Below are 18,403 nucleotides of genomic sequence, written 5' to 3'. Positions count from 1 at the left end.
ATATCGTGCATCGAGCACCATGCGCGCTGTCGCAAACTACTGTGCCGAGCATGCGAACCGAACAGCCGAGAACACTCCCGCCGTGGCACGGCCGGATTCCGGTTACCCGCCGTGCCGCATCTCGTCTGTGCCACCGCACGGCAGGCTGCGGAACGGAGCCGGACCGACCATCTCTCGGCCACACTGCGTGGCACCTCCGCGAAAGGCCGGGTGAACGGTTACCGGCCTGTTCACACAGCAGGAGATGACATGGCACGGCGCCGTAGGCTGATGATCCGCGGCCGGATCGTTTCAGCGAGCTTCACCGCGGATGACGGAGTGGTGGTGGTAACCGAGGAGCGCATCGATGCGGTGTACTCGATCGCGCAGTGGCGTACCACACATCCGAACCTGCCCGATCCGCCATTCATGGGAATCGTATTGCCCGGGCTTGTGGATATGCACAATCACGGTGGGTTCGGCTACCGGTTCGACACTGTTACCGGCACGCATGCCCGAGCAGCCGCCCAGGCACACCACGTGAGCGGCTCGACCACAGTAGTGTCGAGCGTAGTCACCGGACCCGCCACGCAGATGGCGGCACAGACCGCCGTGCTGCGCGAGTTAGCCGAGGAGGGCATGCTGGGCGGTATCCATCTGGAGGGCCCCTTTCTGTCCGAGTCTCGTTGCGGAGCACAGGATCCGCGATTCATACTCGCCCCTGATCCCGAGCTGACCAACCGTTTGCTTTCCGCAGGGGGTGGGCATGTGCGCATGATGACCTTGGCTCCGGAACGATCCGGTTACCCGGCTGTCGCCCGGCGATTGACCGAAAACGGCGTCATGATCGCTCTCGGCCATACCGATGCCGACTACCTGACATTCCGTAACGCCCTGCTCCCCGCCGGTTCCGGCAGTGTGGTCACCCATCTTGCGAACGGGATGCCGCCCCTGCACCACCGCGATGCGGGCCCGGTCGCAGCGGCGCTGGTCGCGGCGGCGACCGATGCCACGACCGTGGAACTGATCAGCGACGGCGTGCACCTCGACCCAGGATTCGTAGCGCTGGTGTTCTCAGCAGCACCCGGCCGGGTCGCATTGGTCAGCGACGCTATGGCGGCAGCAGGATGCGCGGACGGCGAGTATCGGCTCGGCACACAGCCTGTCACGGTGTGCGACGGGGTGGCGCGGATCGCCGACGGATCTATCGCGGGCGGGACGAGCACGCTGTGGCAATGTGTAACACGAGCGGTACGCGAATCCGGTATCCCGTTGCGTGATGCGGTACGGGCGGCCACCGCGACGCCAGCAGACGCGCTCGGCCTTTCCGATGTCGGTGACCTGCGGCCAGGACAAGCTGCCGATCTTATGACAGTCAGTGACAATCTCCAGTTGCGTCGGGTGCTCAGACGTGGACAGTGGTTGTCGTGATCCTTACCGTGACAATGAATCCCGCGTATGACATGACCTATCGGGTCGAACGCTTCGAACGCGGGCAAGCTCACCGAGTGCGCTCGGTGGAGCAGCGAATCGGCGGCAAAGGCATCAATGTGACCCGAGTGCTGAATCAGCTGGGCAAATATGCCAGGGCTACCGGTTTCTCCGACCACGCCTTCGCGGCCGCCGCCGAATTGGAGATCCCGGTCGACTTCGTCCACGCTCTGCCCTGGGTGCGGCGCACCGTGGTGATCAGCGAGTCCGAGGATGGCACCGCCACCGCGTTGTGGGAGCCGGGCGCTCGTGTCTCCAATCCGCATGCCGCCGAGCAGCTGGTCGTCCGGGTGACCGGTCTGTTACCCGATATCGCCGGGCTGGTCATCTCCGGCTCGTTGCCTGGTGGTGTCGAGCCCTCGCTTCCCGCCGAGATCGCGCGTACCGCCATCGCCGCAGGCGTACCGACCATCTGCGATGTCGATGGTGCGGCACTGCGGCTGGCCGCTCGGGTGCCAGGAGTCGTACTCATGCCGAATCGCGCTGAGCTACAACGTCTCACCAGTACCGTGCTGGAGACGACGGAGGCGATCATGACCGCCACCCGCCCGTTCGTCGAACGCGGTGCGCGCGCCGTGCTCACCACGTGCGGGCCCGAAGGGGTAATCGCGGTGACTGCCGACGGAGTCTGGTCGGCCGCGCTCCCCGAACCACTTGCCGGAAACCCCACCGGTGCAGGAGATTCCGCAGCAGCCGCGACGATCGCTGCTCTCGCGACCGTCTCCGATCCGGACTGGCCTGCCTTGCTCACCGATGTGGTGGCGACATCCGCGGCGGCTGTGGTCATTCCGGTGGCGGGCGAGATCGACCGCGGGCTGCGGACTCGACTCACCCCGACTGTCGTTGTCGAACACCTGGACCCATCGATGCCCAGGAGAGCTTCCCCCGGCCCCGGCTAAAGTGCGTCGGCCGGTTCAACTCCATGCTGGTCGTGACTACAGCGCATCGAACGCACTTTCCAGCAGCGATATCGATTCCTTCCGCGAGAGCGCGTGCTCGGCGAGAGCGATGTCGAACATCGTGGCAAGGTGCCGGACCGGCTCGGCCTCCTCGACCACACCACCATGCAGCAGTGTCTCGGTCCATACCACATCAGGCAGCAGCGCACTGTCGAATCCGATCAGCTGGAATGACGCTCCTTCCAGCAATACGCCGCCTGGTGCGTCGAACGGTATGACTCGGATGTCGACTACATCGGCATGCTGCTCCGCAGTCGCCAGCATGTGCCGGAGTTGTCCTTTCATGATATCGGCACCGCCAGTCCGCAGGATCAGCGCGGCCTGATGGACGATCGAGGTGAGCCGGAGCGGCTCTGCCCCGACCAGCCGTTCCTGGCGCCGCATTCGCACTTGGACCCACCGGTCGATATCGACTTGTCTGATCCGGGCCCGATCATTGGCGAGTACCGCCCGCGCGTAGTCCTCGGTCTGCAACAACTCCGGGATCATGATGCTCGTGTAACTACGCACATCGCGCGCTCCGTACTCCAATCCGTAGAGTCTCGCCACCTCGTCCGACACCAACCCGGCGTACTCCGACCACCATCCACGCCGCTTCGCGATATCGCGTAGCCGCAGCATCTCCTCGCGTTCTTCCTGGCCGAATTCGAGCAGATCCAACAATGTACGTAGTTTGCCTTCGGCCAGCACCCGTTCCTTCTCCACCTTCGACCAATACGACAGGGTGAAGCCGAGTTCTTTGGCGATGACGGACCCGGTGACATGGAACTCGCTGCGGCGTCGTTTGATTCGGAGCATGAGCTCCCAGCGCGCGACCGTGGGCGAAAGTGGCGCCATCGTCCGATATGTCCTTCCGGCTCCGGCTGTTCGTGCAAAAGACCGTACCCGCAGCGGCGGCGCACTCCGCAACGACGGTGCACTCCGCAGGGTCGACCACAGCACTACAAAATTGGTCAACTTGACGTATATATTGACCATTGCCTACTCTCGCACTATCACGCAGCGCAGGCGGGGAGCTTCCCGCTGGACCCGCACAACGCGGATAGAGGGGGTTCTGATGTCCGTACACGTCATCGACCAAGGCTGGATCGTGAGTGATCAGACGCCGCACCAGGCACGGCGGGTAAACGACGACGCATGGGTGGTGTCCTACCTCCGTGGCAGGACGGTAACCACGGAGCAAGCGACGGCAGCCATCCAAGCAGCGGAAATGGTTTCGCTGCTGCAAAAGCTGGCGAGCAGGATCGGGCTCACGGCGATGGAAGTCTTCGGCTTGGTCCTCGTCGAAGCGCCATGGGATATCACGCCGACCCGATATCGCTCCCTGGTCCCACGCCAGGGTAGGTGGCCACGCCGATGATCCCGCGTTCGACCCATCGCCAAGAAAACCACTCGATCCGAGGGGGCCAACACAGTGGAACCACTGCCGACCAAAGAACTCATCCTGCACGCATGCCGCAGTACGCCACACCAGGACCATCCGATTCTGGCGTCTGCCCACCGACTCGCCGAATTGCACGAGCGGCGCATGAACGCAGAGCCATATGAGCATGGCCACCGCGCGGAGCCGGGCGGCACGCACGATATCGATCGGCACCGCGCCCAACTCGTCCTCGCCATCGACCGCTGGGTCGCCACCGAGACGCCACTACCGCACGGCGGCGCACATATGCACACCGAAACCGTAGGGATGGTGATCGACCGGCTCGCCCAGTTCTCGGTGTCCGCGTACGGGTTCCGTCCCGGCACACCGAAATGGGCTGCCCACGACGCATGGGAACGCCTCGCCGAACTCTCGCTGGGCTACCAGGACCTCGCCCATGAAATCGCGAATGGCCTGCGCCGCCTCCCTTATCTCAGCGGTACACAGGACCGATCGTGAACAAGCGCGCCCCCGGGCGCATGAACTCACGACATACTGCACATCGAGAAGCCTCGTTGTGCTGATGCGAGTTCGTCTGGAAGAGATTTGTTTTCGCTTCGCCTACAGCGAAAACCGACTCACATCAATATAGTTCATATAGTTCTTCGGCCCGCGACAACGATTTGCGAATCTTTCATTTATGCTGTGCTACCGTACAATTAATCACAGAAAGCCGAGCAAGTGTACACCGAACCCAGCACTGGTCCATAGAGTTTCGCGATCCGAATCAATCAAGATAGTTTCGCCGCGCCGCCATAAGCGGATAAGGCGCTCGAAGGAGGAAAATTGTTCGGCAACCACGCGGTTCCGAATTACCCGCATTTTCGGATACACAGCTGATTACAATTGCACTCGGGATTCTTCTGCATTCGACCTCCTTCCTTCCCCTTCTGGGTACCCCGGCGTCCATCTCACTGGTCACCGTTGGCTCCTACTGCGCGATAGTCGATGTCGCCGGATCGGCTGGTCTGTCGTGACAACTCTTCTACAAGCCAACTGGCGAGCCCGGTTCAATACTTTCTGGTTGGCGCAGACAGTCAGCGGTGTGGGAAGCGCATATCTGCGGTTCGGCGCCGGGTTGTTCGCAATGGCCGAATTGGGTGCGGATGCGGCTGACATGTCCGCACTGGCCGTCGCGGTTCTGCTGCCGAGGGTGTTTGTCACCCTGCATGCGGGAGCCTGCGTCGAAAAGCTTGGGCGCTGGCGATCGATGGTCTTTGCCAATGGTTTCGAGCTGGCGGTATTGTTGGCCGCTCTCATCATCTACATAGGCTATGGAGCGACACTGCCACTACTGCTTGTGGTGGCCTTCCTCACTGAATCGGCACGGATGGTGAATATTGTCGCCTTTCAGAGTGTGACGCCGCTGATGGTGCCCGATACTGAGCTCAGGTCGGCCAATGCGAAATTCGGTGTCTCGGAGTCTATGTCACAATTCGTCGGCCCGCTGGCAGGAGGCTGGTTGTTCGCGGTCGTCGGCGGTAGCACCTCCCTAGCCGCCGCCATTGGCCTGGTCGGTCTCCTCACCGTCGTGCTGGTGATTATTCGAGTGCCGGAAGCACCATCGCAGCGAGTTCGTCGCGCAACCGTCACGCAGCTGGTCATAGAAGGCTTACGCTATGTTGTCACCGACGGCTGTCTACGGTGGATCGCGTTCGCAAACCTGTGCATGAACTGCTTCCTGGCTTTCATCGCCGCTTTGTGGCTGGTATTCCTCTCGCATGAGCTGGGCTGGGACCCGAGGCTGATCGGGCTGGTGGGAGCGATCGGGGCGCTGGGGGGCCTCTTGGGTGGACCGGTGACGCTTTGGTTGACGCGGCGGCTCGGCGACGGACGAACCCTGCTCTGTTTTTCCCTCGCCTATGCACCGGGCTACGCGTTGGCAATCCTGCCGTTGCCGGAAGCTTGGCGGGTTACCGCTGTCACGGTCGGCCTGCTCATGGTGATGACCGCGTTGGTCGGCTACAACGTCGTGCAACGCACCCTCCGCCAAACGATGTCGGAACCGGAAGCGCTGGCGCGAGTCAACGCGTCCATGCGGTGGTTCTCAGCGCTCGTCGCACCGCTGGGCGCCCTCCTCGGCGGGATCGCGGCCGGCGCGCTCGGTGTGCGTGGCAGCCTCGTGGTCGGCATCGCTGGACTGGTGACGCCAGGGCTGGTGCTGCTGTCGTCCCCACTGTGGCGGGCGACTCCAGCTCGCCGCGGCGTCGGCTCAGTGGATGCGGCGACAACGGAAGCAGGACGCAGCCGACCGGGTACCGGCCAGCGGCTCGGCAATGGGCGGCGCTCACATGCGTACCGAAACCATGAGGACGGCGCTCGATCGGCTCGCCCAGTTCTCGGTAATCGCGTACGGGGTTTCAACCCCTCACGCCGAAATGGATCGCCCATAACTCGCGGGAACGCCACAGCGATCTCGCATAACGGCGCCCCGACCCCACACTCCCCACACCGAAAACCGAGCGGAATACCGGATACGAAAACACCCATAAGCTGAACGCATGGTCAAGACTTACGGCGGCGCCCGGCTACGACAGCTCCGGACCGAACGCGGGCTGAGCCAGGTCTCACTCGCCCAGAAGCTTGAGATCTCGGCGAGCTACCTCAATCAGCTCGAACATGACGTGCGCCCGCTCACGGCCTCGGTACTTCTGAAGATCAACGATGTGTTCGGCGTCGATGCGACCTTCTTCTCCACCCAGGACGGCACCCGGCTCATCGCCGAGCTCCATGAGGTTGTGATGGACCAGGAACTGGGCATCGAAGCAGACGCCCAGGAGATCGCGGATATGGCTTCCGCACACCCGAGCATGGCCCGCGCACTGGTCAACATGCACAACCGCTATCGCAATACCTCCGCACAGCTGGCTGCCGCGACCGAGGACCGGTTCGCCGATAGCGCAGGCAGTGGAGCGATCAGCAAACCGCATGAGGAAGTACGCGACTACTTCTATCAGCGACAGAACTACATTCACGCGTTGGATACGGCCGCAGAAGATCTCACCGCGCGCATCCGCTTCCATGGCGGCGATGTGCACAACGAGATCGCCAAGATGCTGCGCGCACACGACGTGCGGATTACCGAGCGCATCGATCTCGGTGAAGGAGTGCTGCACCGCTACGACCCGCAGACCAGAAACCTGGAGATCGCCCCGCACATCTCCGGCGGGCAACGCACCTTCAAACTCGCTGCCGAGCTGGCCTATTTCGAATGCGGACCACTACTGGAAAAGCTGGTCGAAGAAGGGAATTTCGCCTCCGAGGATGCTCGCAAGCTCGCTATGCTGGGCCTGGCCAACTACTTCGCCGCAGCAACCGTACTGCCATACACGCACTTTCACGAGATCGCCGAGGATTTTCGCTACGATATCGAACGGCTTTCCGCATTATTCGCCCAGAGCTACGAGACCATTTGCCATCGACTCTCTACCCTGCAACGGCCATCGCTGCGCGGTGTTCCGTTCTCATTCGTACGAGTCGACCGGGCAGGAAATATGTCCAAGCGCCAATCCGCCACCGGTTTCCATTTCTCCGCCAGCGGCGGAACCTGCCCCTTGTGGAATGTCTACGAGACCTTCGCCTATCCCGGCAAGATCATGACGCAGATCGCCCAGATGCCAGACGGCCGCAAATACCTATGGGTGGCCCGCACTGTGGAACGCCGTGCCACACGCTACGGTCAACCGAGCAAGACCTTCGCTATCGGCCTCGGCTGCGAGTTGCGGCATGCGGGCCGGGTGATCTACGCCGATGGCATAGATCTCGACGAAGTACAGGCGACGCCGATCGGCGCGGGCTGCCGGGTCTGCGAGCGGGCCAACTGCCCGCAACGCGCGTTCCCCCCACTGGGCAGAGTGCTCGACATCAGTGAGCACCGCAGTTCGGTGTCGCCGTACGTACTGAAATAGTTCAGGCACGGGCCGGAATGGCCACCGTGACTACACTGCTCAAGTCGTGATGCCGAATACGTCGGTGGGGCTGGTGGCGATCACGGTGGGGGTCGCGGTGCCGGTGATCGGCGCCGACACCACCTGGCCTGCTCCCGGGTTGGTGATGAACAGGGTGCTGCCGGAAACGGTGATATCCGTAGGGCCGAACAGACCGGTCACCAGAGGGACCGGTGTGCCACCGGTGACCGGAATCGTCACCACCCGACCAGCCCCGCTCTCACAGACGTAGAGGAGACCACCGACCCGGACGAGACCCGCGGCATTGATCAAGCCGGAGGCCAGCAGAGTCGGGGTGCCCCCGATCCGCGGCACCGAATACACATTGCCGGGGTTGACAGCGTCGGTGAAGAACAGTAAGCCACCGTAAGTGTAGGGCAGGGCGTTACTGATGCCGTCCACGGAAGTGACGGTGACGTCGACGGTGCCGGTGCCGGGCGGGGCGATGGCGTTGATCTGGGTGTCGGAGACGATGGTGAACGTAGTCGCCGTCGCCCCGAACCGCACGGTCAACGGGCCAGTGAACCCGCTACCGAAGATCTCCACTGTATTGCCGCCGGATTCGGGACCGGAAATCGGGTTGAGCGCGGTGAGCACGGGTGGGGCCAGCAGAGCTGCCGCGATCGGCGCGAACACCGACTGGGTCGGCACCCCATCGGTGATCCCGAAAACACTGGTGGGGCTGGTAGCCACCACGGTGGGGGTGGCGGTGCCTGTGATCGGCGACGACACCACCTGGCCGGTATTTCGGTCGGTGATGAACAGGGTGCTATCAGAGACGGTGATATCCGTAGGGAGCACCAGACCGGTCACCAAAGAAGTCGGCGTGCCACCGGTTGTCGGCACCGTCACCACCCTGGCGTCCGCTTGCTCGCAGATGTAGAGGAGACCACCGACTCGGACGAGACCCGCAGGACCGATCAGGCTGGTCGCCAGCGGGGTCGGAGTGCCTCCGGTCTGCGGCACCGAATACACATTGCCGAATATCTCGTTATCGGTGAAGAACAGCAGCCCTGCGCCGTTGTAAGTGTAGGGCAGTGGGTTGCTGGTGCCGCCCAGCAAGGCGGCGACGGTGACCTCGACGGTGCCGGTACCAGGCGGGGCGATAGCGTCGATCCGAGTATCGGAGATGATGGTGAACGTAGTCGCCGTCGCTCCGAACCGCACCGTCAACGGACCGGCACCGGCGAACCCGCTGCCGAAGATCTGCACCGTGTTGCCGCCGGCTTCGGGGCCGAAACTAGGGTCGAGCGAGGTGAGCACAGGCGCCATCGAGGGCCTCCGAACGATGGAAGTGGTTGTTCTGCAATGGATATCGAGGTAATCGCACCACCGCTGTATCCAGTAACCCACCCGCAGCGGCGGTTTCACAATGCATCCCTGGTGGCAGTTCCGCAACAATCCCGAATCCGGCCTTCTTCCTGGCCCACGTTCCGTGAACGACCAGTCCTGCGAGGTGACAGTGGTTGCCCGGCAGCGGATATCGAATTCTGGATGACCTGTGATCAGATGCTATACATCGAGAGTTGCTGCACCGGAACAGTTTCCGAAGTCGGCCAACCTGATGCAATGTGCGGAAAGTTCGGGCACAAGACCGGGCAGAGCGCTCGACATCAGTGAACAACGCAGTCCGGTGGCACCGTATGTACCGAAATAGCCTGATCGCGGGCCGGATAACCTCGGTAGCCGATGAGCGCGCCGCCTCCACCGATCGGGTCGAAGACGTTGCCGTAGCGGATGAGCTGTTCAGGGATGTCGAGAACTCTTGTCGGCGTGAATATGTCGCGGACTGTATGAGAAAGGTCCGATAACGACCTTCGATGCGGCGACTCGACTGCACCGTCGCCGAAATCCGGACCATACCCGCCGCTACGACCATGCTGGGCCGCTCGTCCTATTGTATCGGTTGTGGCCCCGCCGAGCTGTGCGGCGACGGTCCGAGGGATGTCGGTCGTGCCGCACAGTTCAGCGTTCTGGGCCGACGCTCAAATCGTGATACCGAATGTGCTGGTGGGGCTGGTGGCGATCACGGTGGGAGTGGCGGTGCCGGTGATCGGCGACGACAACACCTGATTGGTGTTCTGGTCGGTGATGAACAGGGTGCTGCCGGAGGCGACGATACCCACAGGGTCCACCAGACCGGTTACCAGGGAGGTCGGGGTGCCGCCGGTGACCGGCACCGTCGATACCCGATTGCCATCGATTTCGCAGATGTAGAGCAGGTTACCGACCCGGACGAGGCCTGCGGAAACACTCAGGCCGGAGGAAAGCAGGGTCGGAGTGCCGCCGGCCTGCGGAACTGAATACACATCGGTGCCGCTATCGGTGAAGAACAGCAGGCCGCCGTAGGTGTAGGGCAGCGCGTTGCTGGTACCGTCCACGGAGGTGACGGTGACACCGACCGTGCCGGTGCCGGGTGGGGCAATGGCATTGATCTGGGTGGCGGAGACAATGGTGAAGGAGGTCGCCGTCGCCCCGAACCGTACGGTCAACGGACCAGTGAACCCGCTACCGAAGATCTCCACCGTATTGCCACCTGATTCGGGACCGGAAATAGGGTTGAGCCCGGTGAGCACGGGCGGAGCCAGCAGAGCCGCCGCGATCGGCGCGAACCCCGACTGGGTCGGCACCCCGTCGGTAATGCCGAAAATGCTGGTGGGGCTGGTGGCGACCACGGTGGGGGTGGCAGTACCGGTGATCGGCGACGACACCACCTGGGCGGTGCCCTGGTTAGAGATGAACAGGGTGCTGCCGGAGACGGTGATATCTATAGGGGCCGCCAGACCAGTCACCAGGGGGGTCGGCGTGCCGCCGGTTGTCGGCACCGTCGACACCCGAGCGGCACCGAACTCGCAGATGTAGAGGAGGTTATCGACCCGGACGAGACCTGTGGGAGTGCTCAGGCCGGAAGCCAGCAGGGTCGGAGCGCCGCCGGTCTGCGGCACCGAATAGACATTGCCGGGGTTGACGGCATCGGTGAAGAACAGCAGGCCCGCGCCGTTGTAGGTGTAGGGCAGCGGATTGCTGGTGCCGTTGAGCAGAGCGGCGACGGTGACCTCGACAGTGCCGGTGCCGGGAGGGGCGATGGCGTCGATCTGGGTGTCGGAGACGATGGTGAAGGTGGTCGCGGTCGCCCCGAACCGCACCGTCAGCGGGCCTACACCGGCGAATCCGCTGCCGAAGATCTGTACTGTGTTGCCACCAGAGGTGGGGCCGGAGCTGGGATTGAGCGAGGTGAGCACAGGTGCCATCGAGGGCCTCCCAAGAAGGAAAATTGTTGTCCTGCAATGGTTAACGTTGTTGTTACACCATCGCTGCATCCAGTAAGCCACCGACAGTGGCGGTTCCGCAATGAGTCCTTGATGGCGGTTCCACAACAATCCCGAGTCCGGTTTCCATCCCGGACCTGGATCTGCGACCGGCCGGTCTCGTAGGTCTCGTAGAGCGACAACGCCTGCCCGGCAGTAGGTATCGGAGGCTGGATGGCATGTGACCAGAAGCCAGACACCGAGAATTGCTGTACCGACATCGTCACAACGCCTCATCCAGCCAATCCGACTGAATCTCACATTCATTCGCCAACCGTTAGCTGCAAAGCTTCACACGGATGAAACAGTGGAAACGGACTCGTCACTAACAGATATGTCGGCGCAACAACTCCTGTCTACCGTTCGCATCACGGATACAGCCGTTGTATACAGCTCGGTCTACAGCCGTGACCGGGATGGCGATGGAAGTGTTCGCCACGGCGCAAACCAGCGTCGCCGCACCACCTGATGAGGAGAAGGGTCCCCCCATGTCAGATTCTCGTACCATCCCTCGCTCTCGGCGCATGGCCAAGACGATGGCGGTACCGACCGCAGTCGCGCTCGCCAGTCTGTTGCTGACCGCCTGCGGCGCCAAGGACGACGCTTCTGCTTCCGGCTCGAACGCCGAATCCTGCGTCGATACTTCGCAGGACACGATCAAGGTCGGTTCGCTGCACTCGCTGTCCGGCACGATGGCCATCTCCGAGGTCACCGTCGCCAACTCGACCAAACTGGCCGTCGACCAGATCAATGCCGCGGGCGGCGTGCTCGGCAAGCAGATCGAACTGGTGTTGGAAGATGGCGCCTCTGACCCGAAGACCTTCGCGGAGAAGGCGGAGAAGCTGATCAGCTCCGATTGTGTCGCGGCGGTGTTCGGCGGCTGGACTTCCTCTAGCCGCAAGGCTATGAAGACGAAATTCGAGAGCCTGAACTCACTGCTCTACTACCCGGTGCAATACGAGGGCCTGGAGGCCAGCAAGAACATCTTCTACACCGGCGCGACCACCAACCAGCAGATCGTTCCGGCGCTGGATTATCTGAAACAGAAGGGCATCACCTCGCTCTACCTGGTGGGTAGCGACTATGTCTTCCCGCAGACCGCCAACCGCGAGATCAAGGCCTATGCCGAGGCCAACGGCATCGAGATCAAGGGCGAGGACTACACCCCGCTCGGCTCCACCGATTTCTCCACTATCGTGAACAAGATCCGCACCGCGAAGGCAGGCGCGGTATTCAACACCCTCAACGGTGATTCCAATGTCGCGTTCTTCCGCGAATACGCCAATGCGGGCCTCACAGCCGCGGAGATGCCGGTGATCTCGGTGTCCATCGCCGAGGAAGAGATCGCGGGAATTGGTGTGCAGAATATCGCCGGTCAGCTCACCTCATGGAACTACTACCAGACCATCGACAACCCGGTGAACAAGAAGTTCGTTGCCGACTACCAGGCCGCGTTCGGCGCGGACAAGCCGACCTCAGACCCGATGGAAGCCGCCTACACGTCGGTCTACCTGTGGAAGAACACCGTCGAGAAGGCCGAATCGTTCAAGGTGGAAGACATTCAGGCCGCCGCTGACGGCGTCAGCTTCGAAGCGCCCGAAGGCCTGGTCACCATTGACGGCTCCAACCACCACATCACCAAAACCGCCCGCATTGGGGAAATCCGCCCAGATGGACTGATCTACACCGTGTGGGAGTCGAACGGGCCGATCACTCCGGACCCGTACCTGGAGTCCTACGACTGGGCCGAGGGCCTGAGGTAAACCGCTGTCCCCGTGGCCCGAATCGTGTTCGAGTGACCGCCGTATCCGCGCGATGCCACCGTTGGTGGTCACTCGAATACGACTACTGCGGGGAAGCCGCGGATACGCAGCGCCGCAGTGATATTCCGCTGCGGCATATCGGCTCCACGCCGCTTTCGAGCGAAGCGCGATCGAACAGCACCCGTTCGCGGCGCCGAAGGCGCTATCACACAATCAACAGGAGTCTCCTCCCATGGACATTATTATCGGCCAGCTCTTCACCGGGCTGAGCCTGGGATCGATTCTCTTGCTCGCCGCGCTCGGGCTCTCCCTGACCTTCGGTCAGATGGGAGTGATCAATATGGCGCACGGTGAGTTCATCATGGCCGGTTGCTATACCACCTACGTTGTGCAGAAGGTGGTCTCCTCAACAGGGGTATCGCTCGTCCTCTCGCTGCTGGCCGGTTTCCTCGTCGGCGGCCTACTCGGCGCTGCATTGGAGATGGGCCTGATCCGCTGGATGTACAACCGGCCGCTGGATACCCTGCTGGTCACCTTCGGTGTCGGACTGGTGTTACAACAGCTGGCCCGCGATATCTTCGGCGCGCCGGCCAAGAATGTCGTCGCGCCGGAATGGCTCAGCGGCGGCGTCACAATCCTGGGTGCGGTAGTGCCGAAGTCGCGTATCTTCATCCTCGCTCTCGCGGTCATCGCGGTGGTCGCGCTGGCAACGGCACTCAAGACAACACCGCTAGGGCGGCGGATTCGCGCCGTGGTGCAGAATCGCGGCTTGGCCGAAACTTCCGGCATCTCCAGTCGTTTCACTGATATCAGCACTTTCTTCATCGGCTCGGGACTGGCAGGCGTGGCAGGCGTCGCGCTCACGCTGATCGGCTCTACCAGTCCGACCATCGGCCAGAGCTATTTGATCGACGCGTTCCTCGTGGTGGTCATCGGCGGGCTCGGGCAGATCAAGGGCACGGTGATCGCGGCATTCGCGCTCGGCCTACTCAACTCCTATATCGAATACTCGACCACCGCGTCCATCGCGAAGGTCATCGTCTTCGTCGTCATCGTGATCTTCCTACAGGTCCGACCGCAGGGCCTATTCACCGTCCGGACAAGGAGTTTGGCCTGATGACCACGCTCGTACAATGGTGGCGCACACGCTCCTGGCTCACCCCGTCGGCCGGATTCGCGATCGCCGCGATCCTGCTGTTCGCGGTCGCTCCTGTCGCGCTCAGCGATTTCCGGCTCAACCTGCTCGCGAAATTCCTGTGTTTCGCGATCGTCGCGGCAGGCATCGGATTGGCTTGGGGCCGTGGCGGTATGCTCACGCTCGGGCAAGGAGTATTCTTCGGCATCGGCGCCTACATCATGGCTATGCATCTGCAAATGGCGGATGCCGCCCGACTCGGCAACGACGTGCCGGAATTCATGGAGATCGCGGGTATTCGCGAATTGCCTTCGTTCTGGCGGCCGTTCGGCTCGGCCCCGGTGGCGCTGCTCGGTATTCTGCTCCTGCCGGGGCTGGTCGCCGCAACATTAGGCTACGGCGTATTCAAACGCCGGGTGAAAGGCGCTTACTTCGCTATTCTCAGCCAGGCGCTGGCCGCCGCGCTGGCCATCCTGCTGACCGGCCAGCAGGCCATCGGCGGGTTCACTGGCCTATCGGATTTCCGCGCATTCTTCGGCTTCCGGTTGACCGACCCGGTCAACCGCCGCATGCTGTTCTTCCTCGCCGCGGGCACGCTGTTGGTTGTAGTGGCGCTGGTTCGACAGCTTATGCACAGCAGGTACGGTGAACTGCTCGTCGCGGTGCGCGATCAAGAGGAGCGCGTACGTTTCCTGGGCTATGACCCGGCGAATGTGAAGATCGTCGCCTACGTGGTCGCCGCATTCTTCGCCGGCATCGCCGGTGCGCTGTTCACTCCGATCGTCGGCATCATCTCTCCTGCCGACATCGGCGTCGTACCGTCGATCGCGTTCCTCATCGGCGTGGCGATCGGCGGCCGGACCACATTGCTCGGGCCGGTACTCGGCGCGATCGGCGTGGCATGGGCACAGACCTCCTTCTCCGAGCAGTTCCCATCCGGGTGGACCTATCTGCAAGGCGTGCTGTTCATCGTGGTGGTCGGTTTCGTCCCGGCCGGACTCGCCGGATTATGGCTGATGGCAAAGGGCTTATTGAACGACCGCTTCCGGCGTCCGCCCGCCTCCGCCGCGGCGGCAGAAACACCGGTGGAACTCGCGACGCAGAAAGCAGAATCCCAATGACCAAGACCACGCCCCCACCCAAGCTCGGCGGCAACGCCGGAATGTCCAGTGAGTACCTCGAAATTCGAGGTTTGTCCGTGAGCTTCGACGGCTTCAAGGCCGTCACCGAGGTCGACCTGACAGTGTTGCAAGGCGACGTACGCTTCCTCATCGGCCCCAATGGCGCGGGCAAGACCACGCTCATCGACGCGATCACCGGCCTGGTTCCTGCGACCGGATCGGCACAGAAAACCGGCGTCGAGCTGCTCGGCAAAAAGGTGCATCAGATCGCCAGGCTCGGTGTCGGACGAACATTCCAGACCGCGAGCGTGTTCGAAGAACTCAGCGTGCTGCAGAACCTCGACATCGCGGCGGGCGCAGGCCGCTCGATGCTGACCATGTTGCGCCGTCGCACCTCGGTGCTGCCGAGTATCGAGGATGCGCTGGAGACCACCGGTCTGGCGCATCTTCGCGACAAACCCGCGGGCGTGCTGGCGCACGGGCAGAAGCAGTGGCTCGAGATCGGCATGCTGCTGGTGCAGAACGCCTCGGTGCTGCTACTGGATGAGCCAGTCGCCGGGATGAGCGCGGAGGAGCGCGAGCAGACCGGCGCTCTGCTGCATCGCATCGGTGCCGAACGGGTAGTGGTCGTGGTCGAACACGATATGGACTTCATGCGCAATTTCGCCAGTTCGGTAACTGTCCTCGCGGGCGGAACGGTGCTCAGCGAGGGCACTGTGGAACAGGTACAGGCAGATCCGAAGGTCCAGGAGGTCTATCTCGGTGCCGCGGCGATCGCAATGCCACAGCGGGAAGGTGAAAGGGAATAGGATGCTCGAACTCATCGATATCCACTCCGGCTACGGCCGCACCGAGGTGATCCATGGTGTCTCGGTGACCGTTTCTGAAGACAGTGTGGTCGCCATCATGGGCCATAACGGCGCAGGGAAAACCACTCTGCTGCGCACCGCTGTCGGCCTGATCGGCACCAAGTCAGGACGGATCGAGTTCGACGGCAAGACCATCACCTCCTTGTCTTCCTCGCGACGAGTACGGTGCGGGATCGCGTACGTGCCGCAAGGGCAGCAGAGTTTCCCGCAACTGACCACTGCGGAGAATTTGCAGGTCGTCGCGGACGGACGCAAGCGGGGAAAGGCACTGATCGACGAATCACTCGATCTGTTCCCCGCACTGCGCGAGCTGCTCAGCCGGAAGGCGGGTCTGCTGTCCGGTGGCCAGCGCCAGCAACTGGCCATCGCACGGGCGCTGATCACCGAGCCGAAGCTGCTCATTCTCGACGAACCGACCGAAGGCATTCAGCCATCTGTCGTCGCCGAGATCGAGCGCACCATTATCGACCTCACCCAGCGAGGAGGATTGAGTGTACTGCTGGTCGAACAGCACATAGGTTTCGCGTTGCAGGCGGCGCAGCGCTACTACGTGCTGGAGTCCGGCCGGGTGACCGCTACAGGAGAGGGCGGCGCTGCGGCCGAGAACACAGTCCGCGCGGCGATGGCGATCTGAGTTCTGTCGTGACCCGTGACAGGGGGCGGACCCCGTTGCGCGAGCTGGTGTACGAGTCGTTGCGACGGGATCTGGCTACCGGAGCCATCGCGCCGAACCAGCGACTCGGTGAAGAACGCCTCGCCGAAAATTACGGCGTCTCGCGCACCCCGGTGCGCGAAGCTCTGGTTCGATTGCAGGCCGACGGGCTGGTCGAGCGGCAGCCGGATGGCCTGTACCCGTATCGGCCCAGGCTCGATGAGCTCGATCACCTCTACGAGTTACGGATCGTGCTAGAGGCAAGGGGAATGCAGCGGATACGTCCCCACGGGTGGGCACACGCGTCCGCGCACGACCTGAACCTCATACGGGTAGAACTCGATACGTGGCGCGCGTTACGCGACAACCCGCCCGAACCAGGCCCCGCACTGGTCGCTGCCGACGAGAAGTTCCACACCACCTTGCTTGCCGCCGCGGGCAATGCCGCGCTCGCCGACGCGCTCAGCGCGGTACACGTCCGGGTACGACCAGTACGCGCCTCGGACGTGCCGACCCCGGAACGGATCGCCACCATGTCCACCGAACACATCACCATCGCCGAACTCCTGCTCTCGGGTGCGATAGACGCCGCGTCGGCTACCCTCATCGCTCATATCGATACCTCACGCGCACATATGCGGGCCCGCGCACAGCAGGCGCTGTTACTGACCGAACTAGCCAGAGCCGTGCGGGACTGAGAATCAGCAGTTCGACTGGAACGGCCAGCATTCGACAGGCTGGTACGGCGGCGGACTCGACGCCGGTACCGGGCTCGGGGTCGCCGTGCCGATTTCCGGGTCCTGCTGCCCCGAGTCACGCACCAGCGCGGTGACAATCACAGCGAACACGGACAACAGTCCGATCACTGCGATCACCACGACGGACCAGCTCGTATAGACCTGGCCCTTCGTAGCGGTGCCCGGCGTCGGCTCGTTGCGTAGCTCGGGCCTGCGCGCGATTGCGCTCGTCGGCTCCGGCGCGCGCTCCTCGAATCCCGCGTCGAGCAGTTCGGCGTGGGATGGGGCGAACTGCCCGAGACTCAGCGCATCACACGCGCTGAGTACCCGGTCTGCGGTCCAGTTGCGCGGGCCGGTGGAGAAACCTTCCAAGTAGCCGCGCAGCTCGGTCGCGGCGACCATATTGCCGACGACGATATCCAGACCAGGACGCAGTACGGTGCGCGCCGGACGGACCACAGCGCCACGGAATGGAACGAGCACAACGGCGCCACTGATGTGCCCCGGATCCCGTAGTGCCCGCTCCAGCATCCGTTTGACGGCGTAGATACCGTGCTCCACTCGGTCGGCGGGACTTCCGGAATCCGGAGTCAGCTCCACCGGCGCATCACCGATCTGCCACGGTTCGCCCGCCTGCGCACTCAACAGGCCGCTCTGCCTACGCAGGAACCCGTGCACGCCCAGCACGGTCAGCCCGCGCGGCGTCCAGACCACCGCGTCGACTCTCCGCTTGTCCGCCTCGAGGTCGACCGCGGCGAAGCCGGTCGTCGGATACGACCGCAAACACGCGACGAATTCCCGCTCAGCTCCGGAAAGCTCTGCTCCGGGCCTGATTCTCACCAACATCTGTTCCCCTGCCGACCTGTTGTCTACCCCTGAGGGGCCGCGAACTCCCTGCAACCACAATGGCCCGCACCTATACTGATGATGACGGTGCGCCCCGCCGAAAACCACTGGAAAGAAAAGAGCGCTGCCGCGAGCCATGAGATGCCGACCGGTAAGCTCACAATTCGGTCAGC

16 protein-coding genes are annotated in these 18,403 nt (G+C 62.9%); 12 read left to right on the top strand and 4 right to left on the bottom strand.

Going from position 1 to position 18,403, the window contains the following annotated elements:
- The first annotated feature begins 249 nt into the window (after window positions 1–249).
- Together ACX4ZE_RS14980 and ACX4ZE_RS14975 are read left to right on the top strand one after the other, a co-directional pair.
- The gene (locus ACX4ZE_RS14980; protein WP_480274029.1) at window positions 250–1,410 is read left to right on the top strand and encodes an N-acetylglucosamine-6-phosphate deacetylase; all 1,161 of its coding nucleotides are present in this window, start codon (window positions 250–252) and stop codon (window positions 1,408–1,410) included.
- On the top strand, window positions 1,407–2,369 hold the full coding sequence (locus ACX4ZE_RS14975; protein WP_480274028.1) for a hexose kinase: 963 nt from the start codon (window positions 1,407–1,409) through the stop codon (window positions 2,367–2,369). The genes ACX4ZE_RS14980 and ACX4ZE_RS14975 overlap by 4 nt, the downstream gene beginning before the upstream one ends.
- Before the next feature lie 36 nt (window positions 2,370–2,405).
- On the opposite strand, the gene ACX4ZE_RS14970 is transcribed toward ACX4ZE_RS14975, so the two are convergent.
- On the bottom strand, window positions 2,406–3,266 hold the full coding sequence (locus tag ACX4ZE_RS14970; RefSeq protein WP_480274027.1) for a DUF5753 domain-containing protein: 861 nt from the start codon (window positions 3,264–3,266) through the stop codon (window positions 2,406–2,408).
- Between the two features lie 220 nt (window positions 3,267–3,486).
- Between ACX4ZE_RS14970 and ACX4ZE_RS14965 the strand changes: the two genes are divergently transcribed.
- The 4 genes from ACX4ZE_RS14965 (at window position 3,487) to ramB (ending at window position 7,760) form a co-directional block, all read left to right on the top strand.
- Window positions 3,487–3,789: a hypothetical protein gene (locus ACX4ZE_RS14965; protein ID WP_480274026.1), complete on the top strand. Its 303-nt coding sequence runs from the start codon at window positions 3,487–3,489 to the stop codon at window positions 3,787–3,789.
- Between the two features lie 168 nt (window positions 3,790–3,957).
- Window positions 3,958–4,311, top strand: a complete 354-nt coding sequence (locus tag ACX4ZE_RS14960; protein WP_480274025.1) for a DUF4254 domain-containing protein — start codon at window positions 3,958–3,960, stop codon at window positions 4,309–4,311.
- Between the two features lie 514 nt (window positions 4,312–4,825).
- Window positions 4,826–6,349 carry an MFS transporter gene (locus ACX4ZE_RS14955; protein WP_480274024.1) on the top strand — a complete coding sequence of 508 codons (1,524 nt, stop codon included), beginning with the start codon at window positions 4,826–4,828 and terminating at the stop codon, window positions 6,347–6,349.
- Between the two features lie 4 nt (window positions 6,350–6,353).
- Window positions 6,354–7,760 (top strand): acetate metabolism transcriptional regulator RamB, encoded by a 1,407-nt coding sequence (ramB, locus tag ACX4ZE_RS14950; RefSeq protein WP_480274023.1) that lies wholly within the window; start codon window positions 6,354–6,356, stop codon window positions 7,758–7,760.
- 39 nt (window positions 7,761–7,799) lie between these two features.
- Here ramB and ACX4ZE_RS14945 read toward each other — a convergent pair whose 3' ends face one another.
- The gene (locus ACX4ZE_RS14945) at window positions 7,800–9,071 is read right to left on the bottom strand and encodes an IPT/TIG domain-containing protein (protein WP_480274022.1); all 1,272 of its coding nucleotides are present in this window, start codon (window positions 9,069–9,071) and stop codon (window positions 7,800–7,802) included.
- A 713-nt stretch (window positions 9,072–9,784) separates the two neighbouring features.
- Window positions 9,785–11,050, bottom strand: coding sequence for an IPT/TIG domain-containing protein (locus ACX4ZE_RS14940; protein ID WP_480274021.1), 1,266 nt, complete (start codon window positions 11,048–11,050; stop codon window positions 9,785–9,787).
- A gap of 581 nt (window positions 11,051–11,631) precedes the next feature.
- Here ACX4ZE_RS14940 and urtA point away from each other — a divergent pair.
- From urtA to ACX4ZE_RS14910, 6 genes are all read left to right on the top strand, one after another.
- Window positions 11,632–12,870, top strand: coding sequence for an urea ABC transporter substrate-binding protein (gene urtA / locus ACX4ZE_RS14935; protein WP_480274050.1), 1,239 nt, complete (start codon window positions 11,632–11,634; stop codon window positions 12,868–12,870).
- A 232-nt stretch (window positions 12,871–13,102) separates the two neighbouring features.
- Window positions 13,103–13,987, top strand: a complete 885-nt coding sequence (urtB, locus tag ACX4ZE_RS14930) for an urea ABC transporter permease subunit UrtB (RefSeq protein ID WP_480274020.1) — start codon at window positions 13,103–13,105, stop codon at window positions 13,985–13,987.
- The gene (gene urtC / locus ACX4ZE_RS14925; RefSeq protein WP_480274019.1) at window positions 13,987–15,126 is read left to right on the top strand and encodes an urea ABC transporter permease subunit UrtC; all 1,140 of its coding nucleotides are present in this window, start codon (window positions 13,987–13,989) and stop codon (window positions 15,124–15,126) included. Before urtB ends, urtC begins: the two co-directional genes overlap by 1 nt.
- Entirely contained in the window at window positions 15,123–15,935 is an 813-nt protein-coding gene (urtD, locus tag ACX4ZE_RS14920) for an urea ABC transporter ATP-binding protein UrtD (RefSeq protein WP_480274018.1), read from the top strand. The genes urtC and urtD overlap by 4 nt, the downstream gene beginning before the upstream one ends.
- Before the next feature lies 1 nt (window position 15,936).
- Window positions 15,937–16,629: an urea ABC transporter ATP-binding subunit UrtE gene (gene urtE / locus ACX4ZE_RS14915; RefSeq protein ID WP_480274017.1), complete on the top strand. Its 693-nt coding sequence runs from the start codon at window positions 15,937–15,939 to the stop codon at window positions 16,627–16,629.
- A gap of 8 nt (window positions 16,630–16,637) precedes the next feature.
- Complete coding sequence (locus tag ACX4ZE_RS14910; protein ID WP_480274016.1) at window positions 16,638–17,345, top strand: GntR family transcriptional regulator; 708 nt, start codon at window positions 16,638–16,640, stop codon at window positions 17,343–17,345.
- Between the two features lie 3 nt (window positions 17,346–17,348).
- Here the strand turns inward: ACX4ZE_RS14910 and ACX4ZE_RS14905 are convergent, their stop codons facing one another.
- On the bottom strand, window positions 17,349–18,230 hold the full coding sequence (locus ACX4ZE_RS14905) for an NERD domain-containing protein (protein WP_480274015.1): 882 nt from the start codon (window positions 18,228–18,230) through the stop codon (window positions 17,349–17,351).
- Window positions 18,231–18,403 lie beyond the last annotated feature (173 nt).

It is taken from the genome of Nocardia sp. TBRC8007, assembly GCF_056629435.1.
Note: the sequence above shows the minus strand (reverse complement) of the source record. Positions and strands in the feature narration are given on the sequence as shown.

Bases quoted from the DNA above. Each gene is read 5' to 3' on its own strand.
- ACX4ZE_RS14980 (WP_480274029.1), top strand. From the start codon at position 250: ATGGCACGGCGCCGTAGGCTGATGATCCGCGGCCGGATCGTTTCAGCG.
- ACX4ZE_RS14970 (WP_480274027.1), bottom strand. From the start codon at position 3,266: ATGGCGCCACTTTCGCCCACGGTCGCGCGCTGGGAGCTCATGCTCCGA.
- ACX4ZE_RS14965 (WP_480274026.1), top strand. From the start codon at position 3,487: ATGTCCGTACACGTCATCGACCAAGGCTGGATCGTGAGTGATCAGACG.
- ACX4ZE_RS14960 (WP_480274025.1), top strand. From the start codon at position 3,958: ATGAACGCAGAGCCATATGAGCATGGCCACCGCGCGGAGCCGGGCGGC.
- ramB (WP_480274023.1), top strand. From the start codon at position 6,354: ATGGTCAAGACTTACGGCGGCGCCCGGCTACGACAGCTCCGGACCGAA.
- ACX4ZE_RS14945 (WP_480274022.1), bottom strand. From the start codon at position 9,071: ATGGCGCCTGTGCTCACCTCGCTCGACCCTAGTTTCGGCCCCGAAGCC.
- ACX4ZE_RS14940 (WP_480274021.1), bottom strand. From the start codon at position 11,050: ATGGCACCTGTGCTCACCTCGCTCAATCCCAGCTCCGGCCCCACCTCT.
- urtA (WP_480274050.1), top strand. From the start codon at position 11,632: ATGGCCAAGACGATGGCGGTACCGACCGCAGTCGCGCTCGCCAGTCTG.
- urtB (WP_480274020.1), top strand. From the start codon at position 13,103: ATGGACATTATTATCGGCCAGCTCTTCACCGGGCTGAGCCTGGGATCG.
- urtC (WP_480274019.1), top strand. From the start codon at position 13,987: ATGACCACGCTCGTACAATGGTGGCGCACACGCTCCTGGCTCACCCCG.
- urtD (WP_480274018.1), top strand. From the start codon at position 15,123: ATGACCAAGACCACGCCCCCACCCAAGCTCGGCGGCAACGCCGGAATG.
- urtE (WP_480274017.1), top strand. From the start codon at position 15,937: ATGCTCGAACTCATCGATATCCACTCCGGCTACGGCCGCACCGAGGTG.
- ACX4ZE_RS14905 (WP_480274015.1), bottom strand. From the start codon at position 18,230: ATGTTGGTGAGAATCAGGCCCGGAGCAGAGCTTTCCGGAGCTGAGCGG.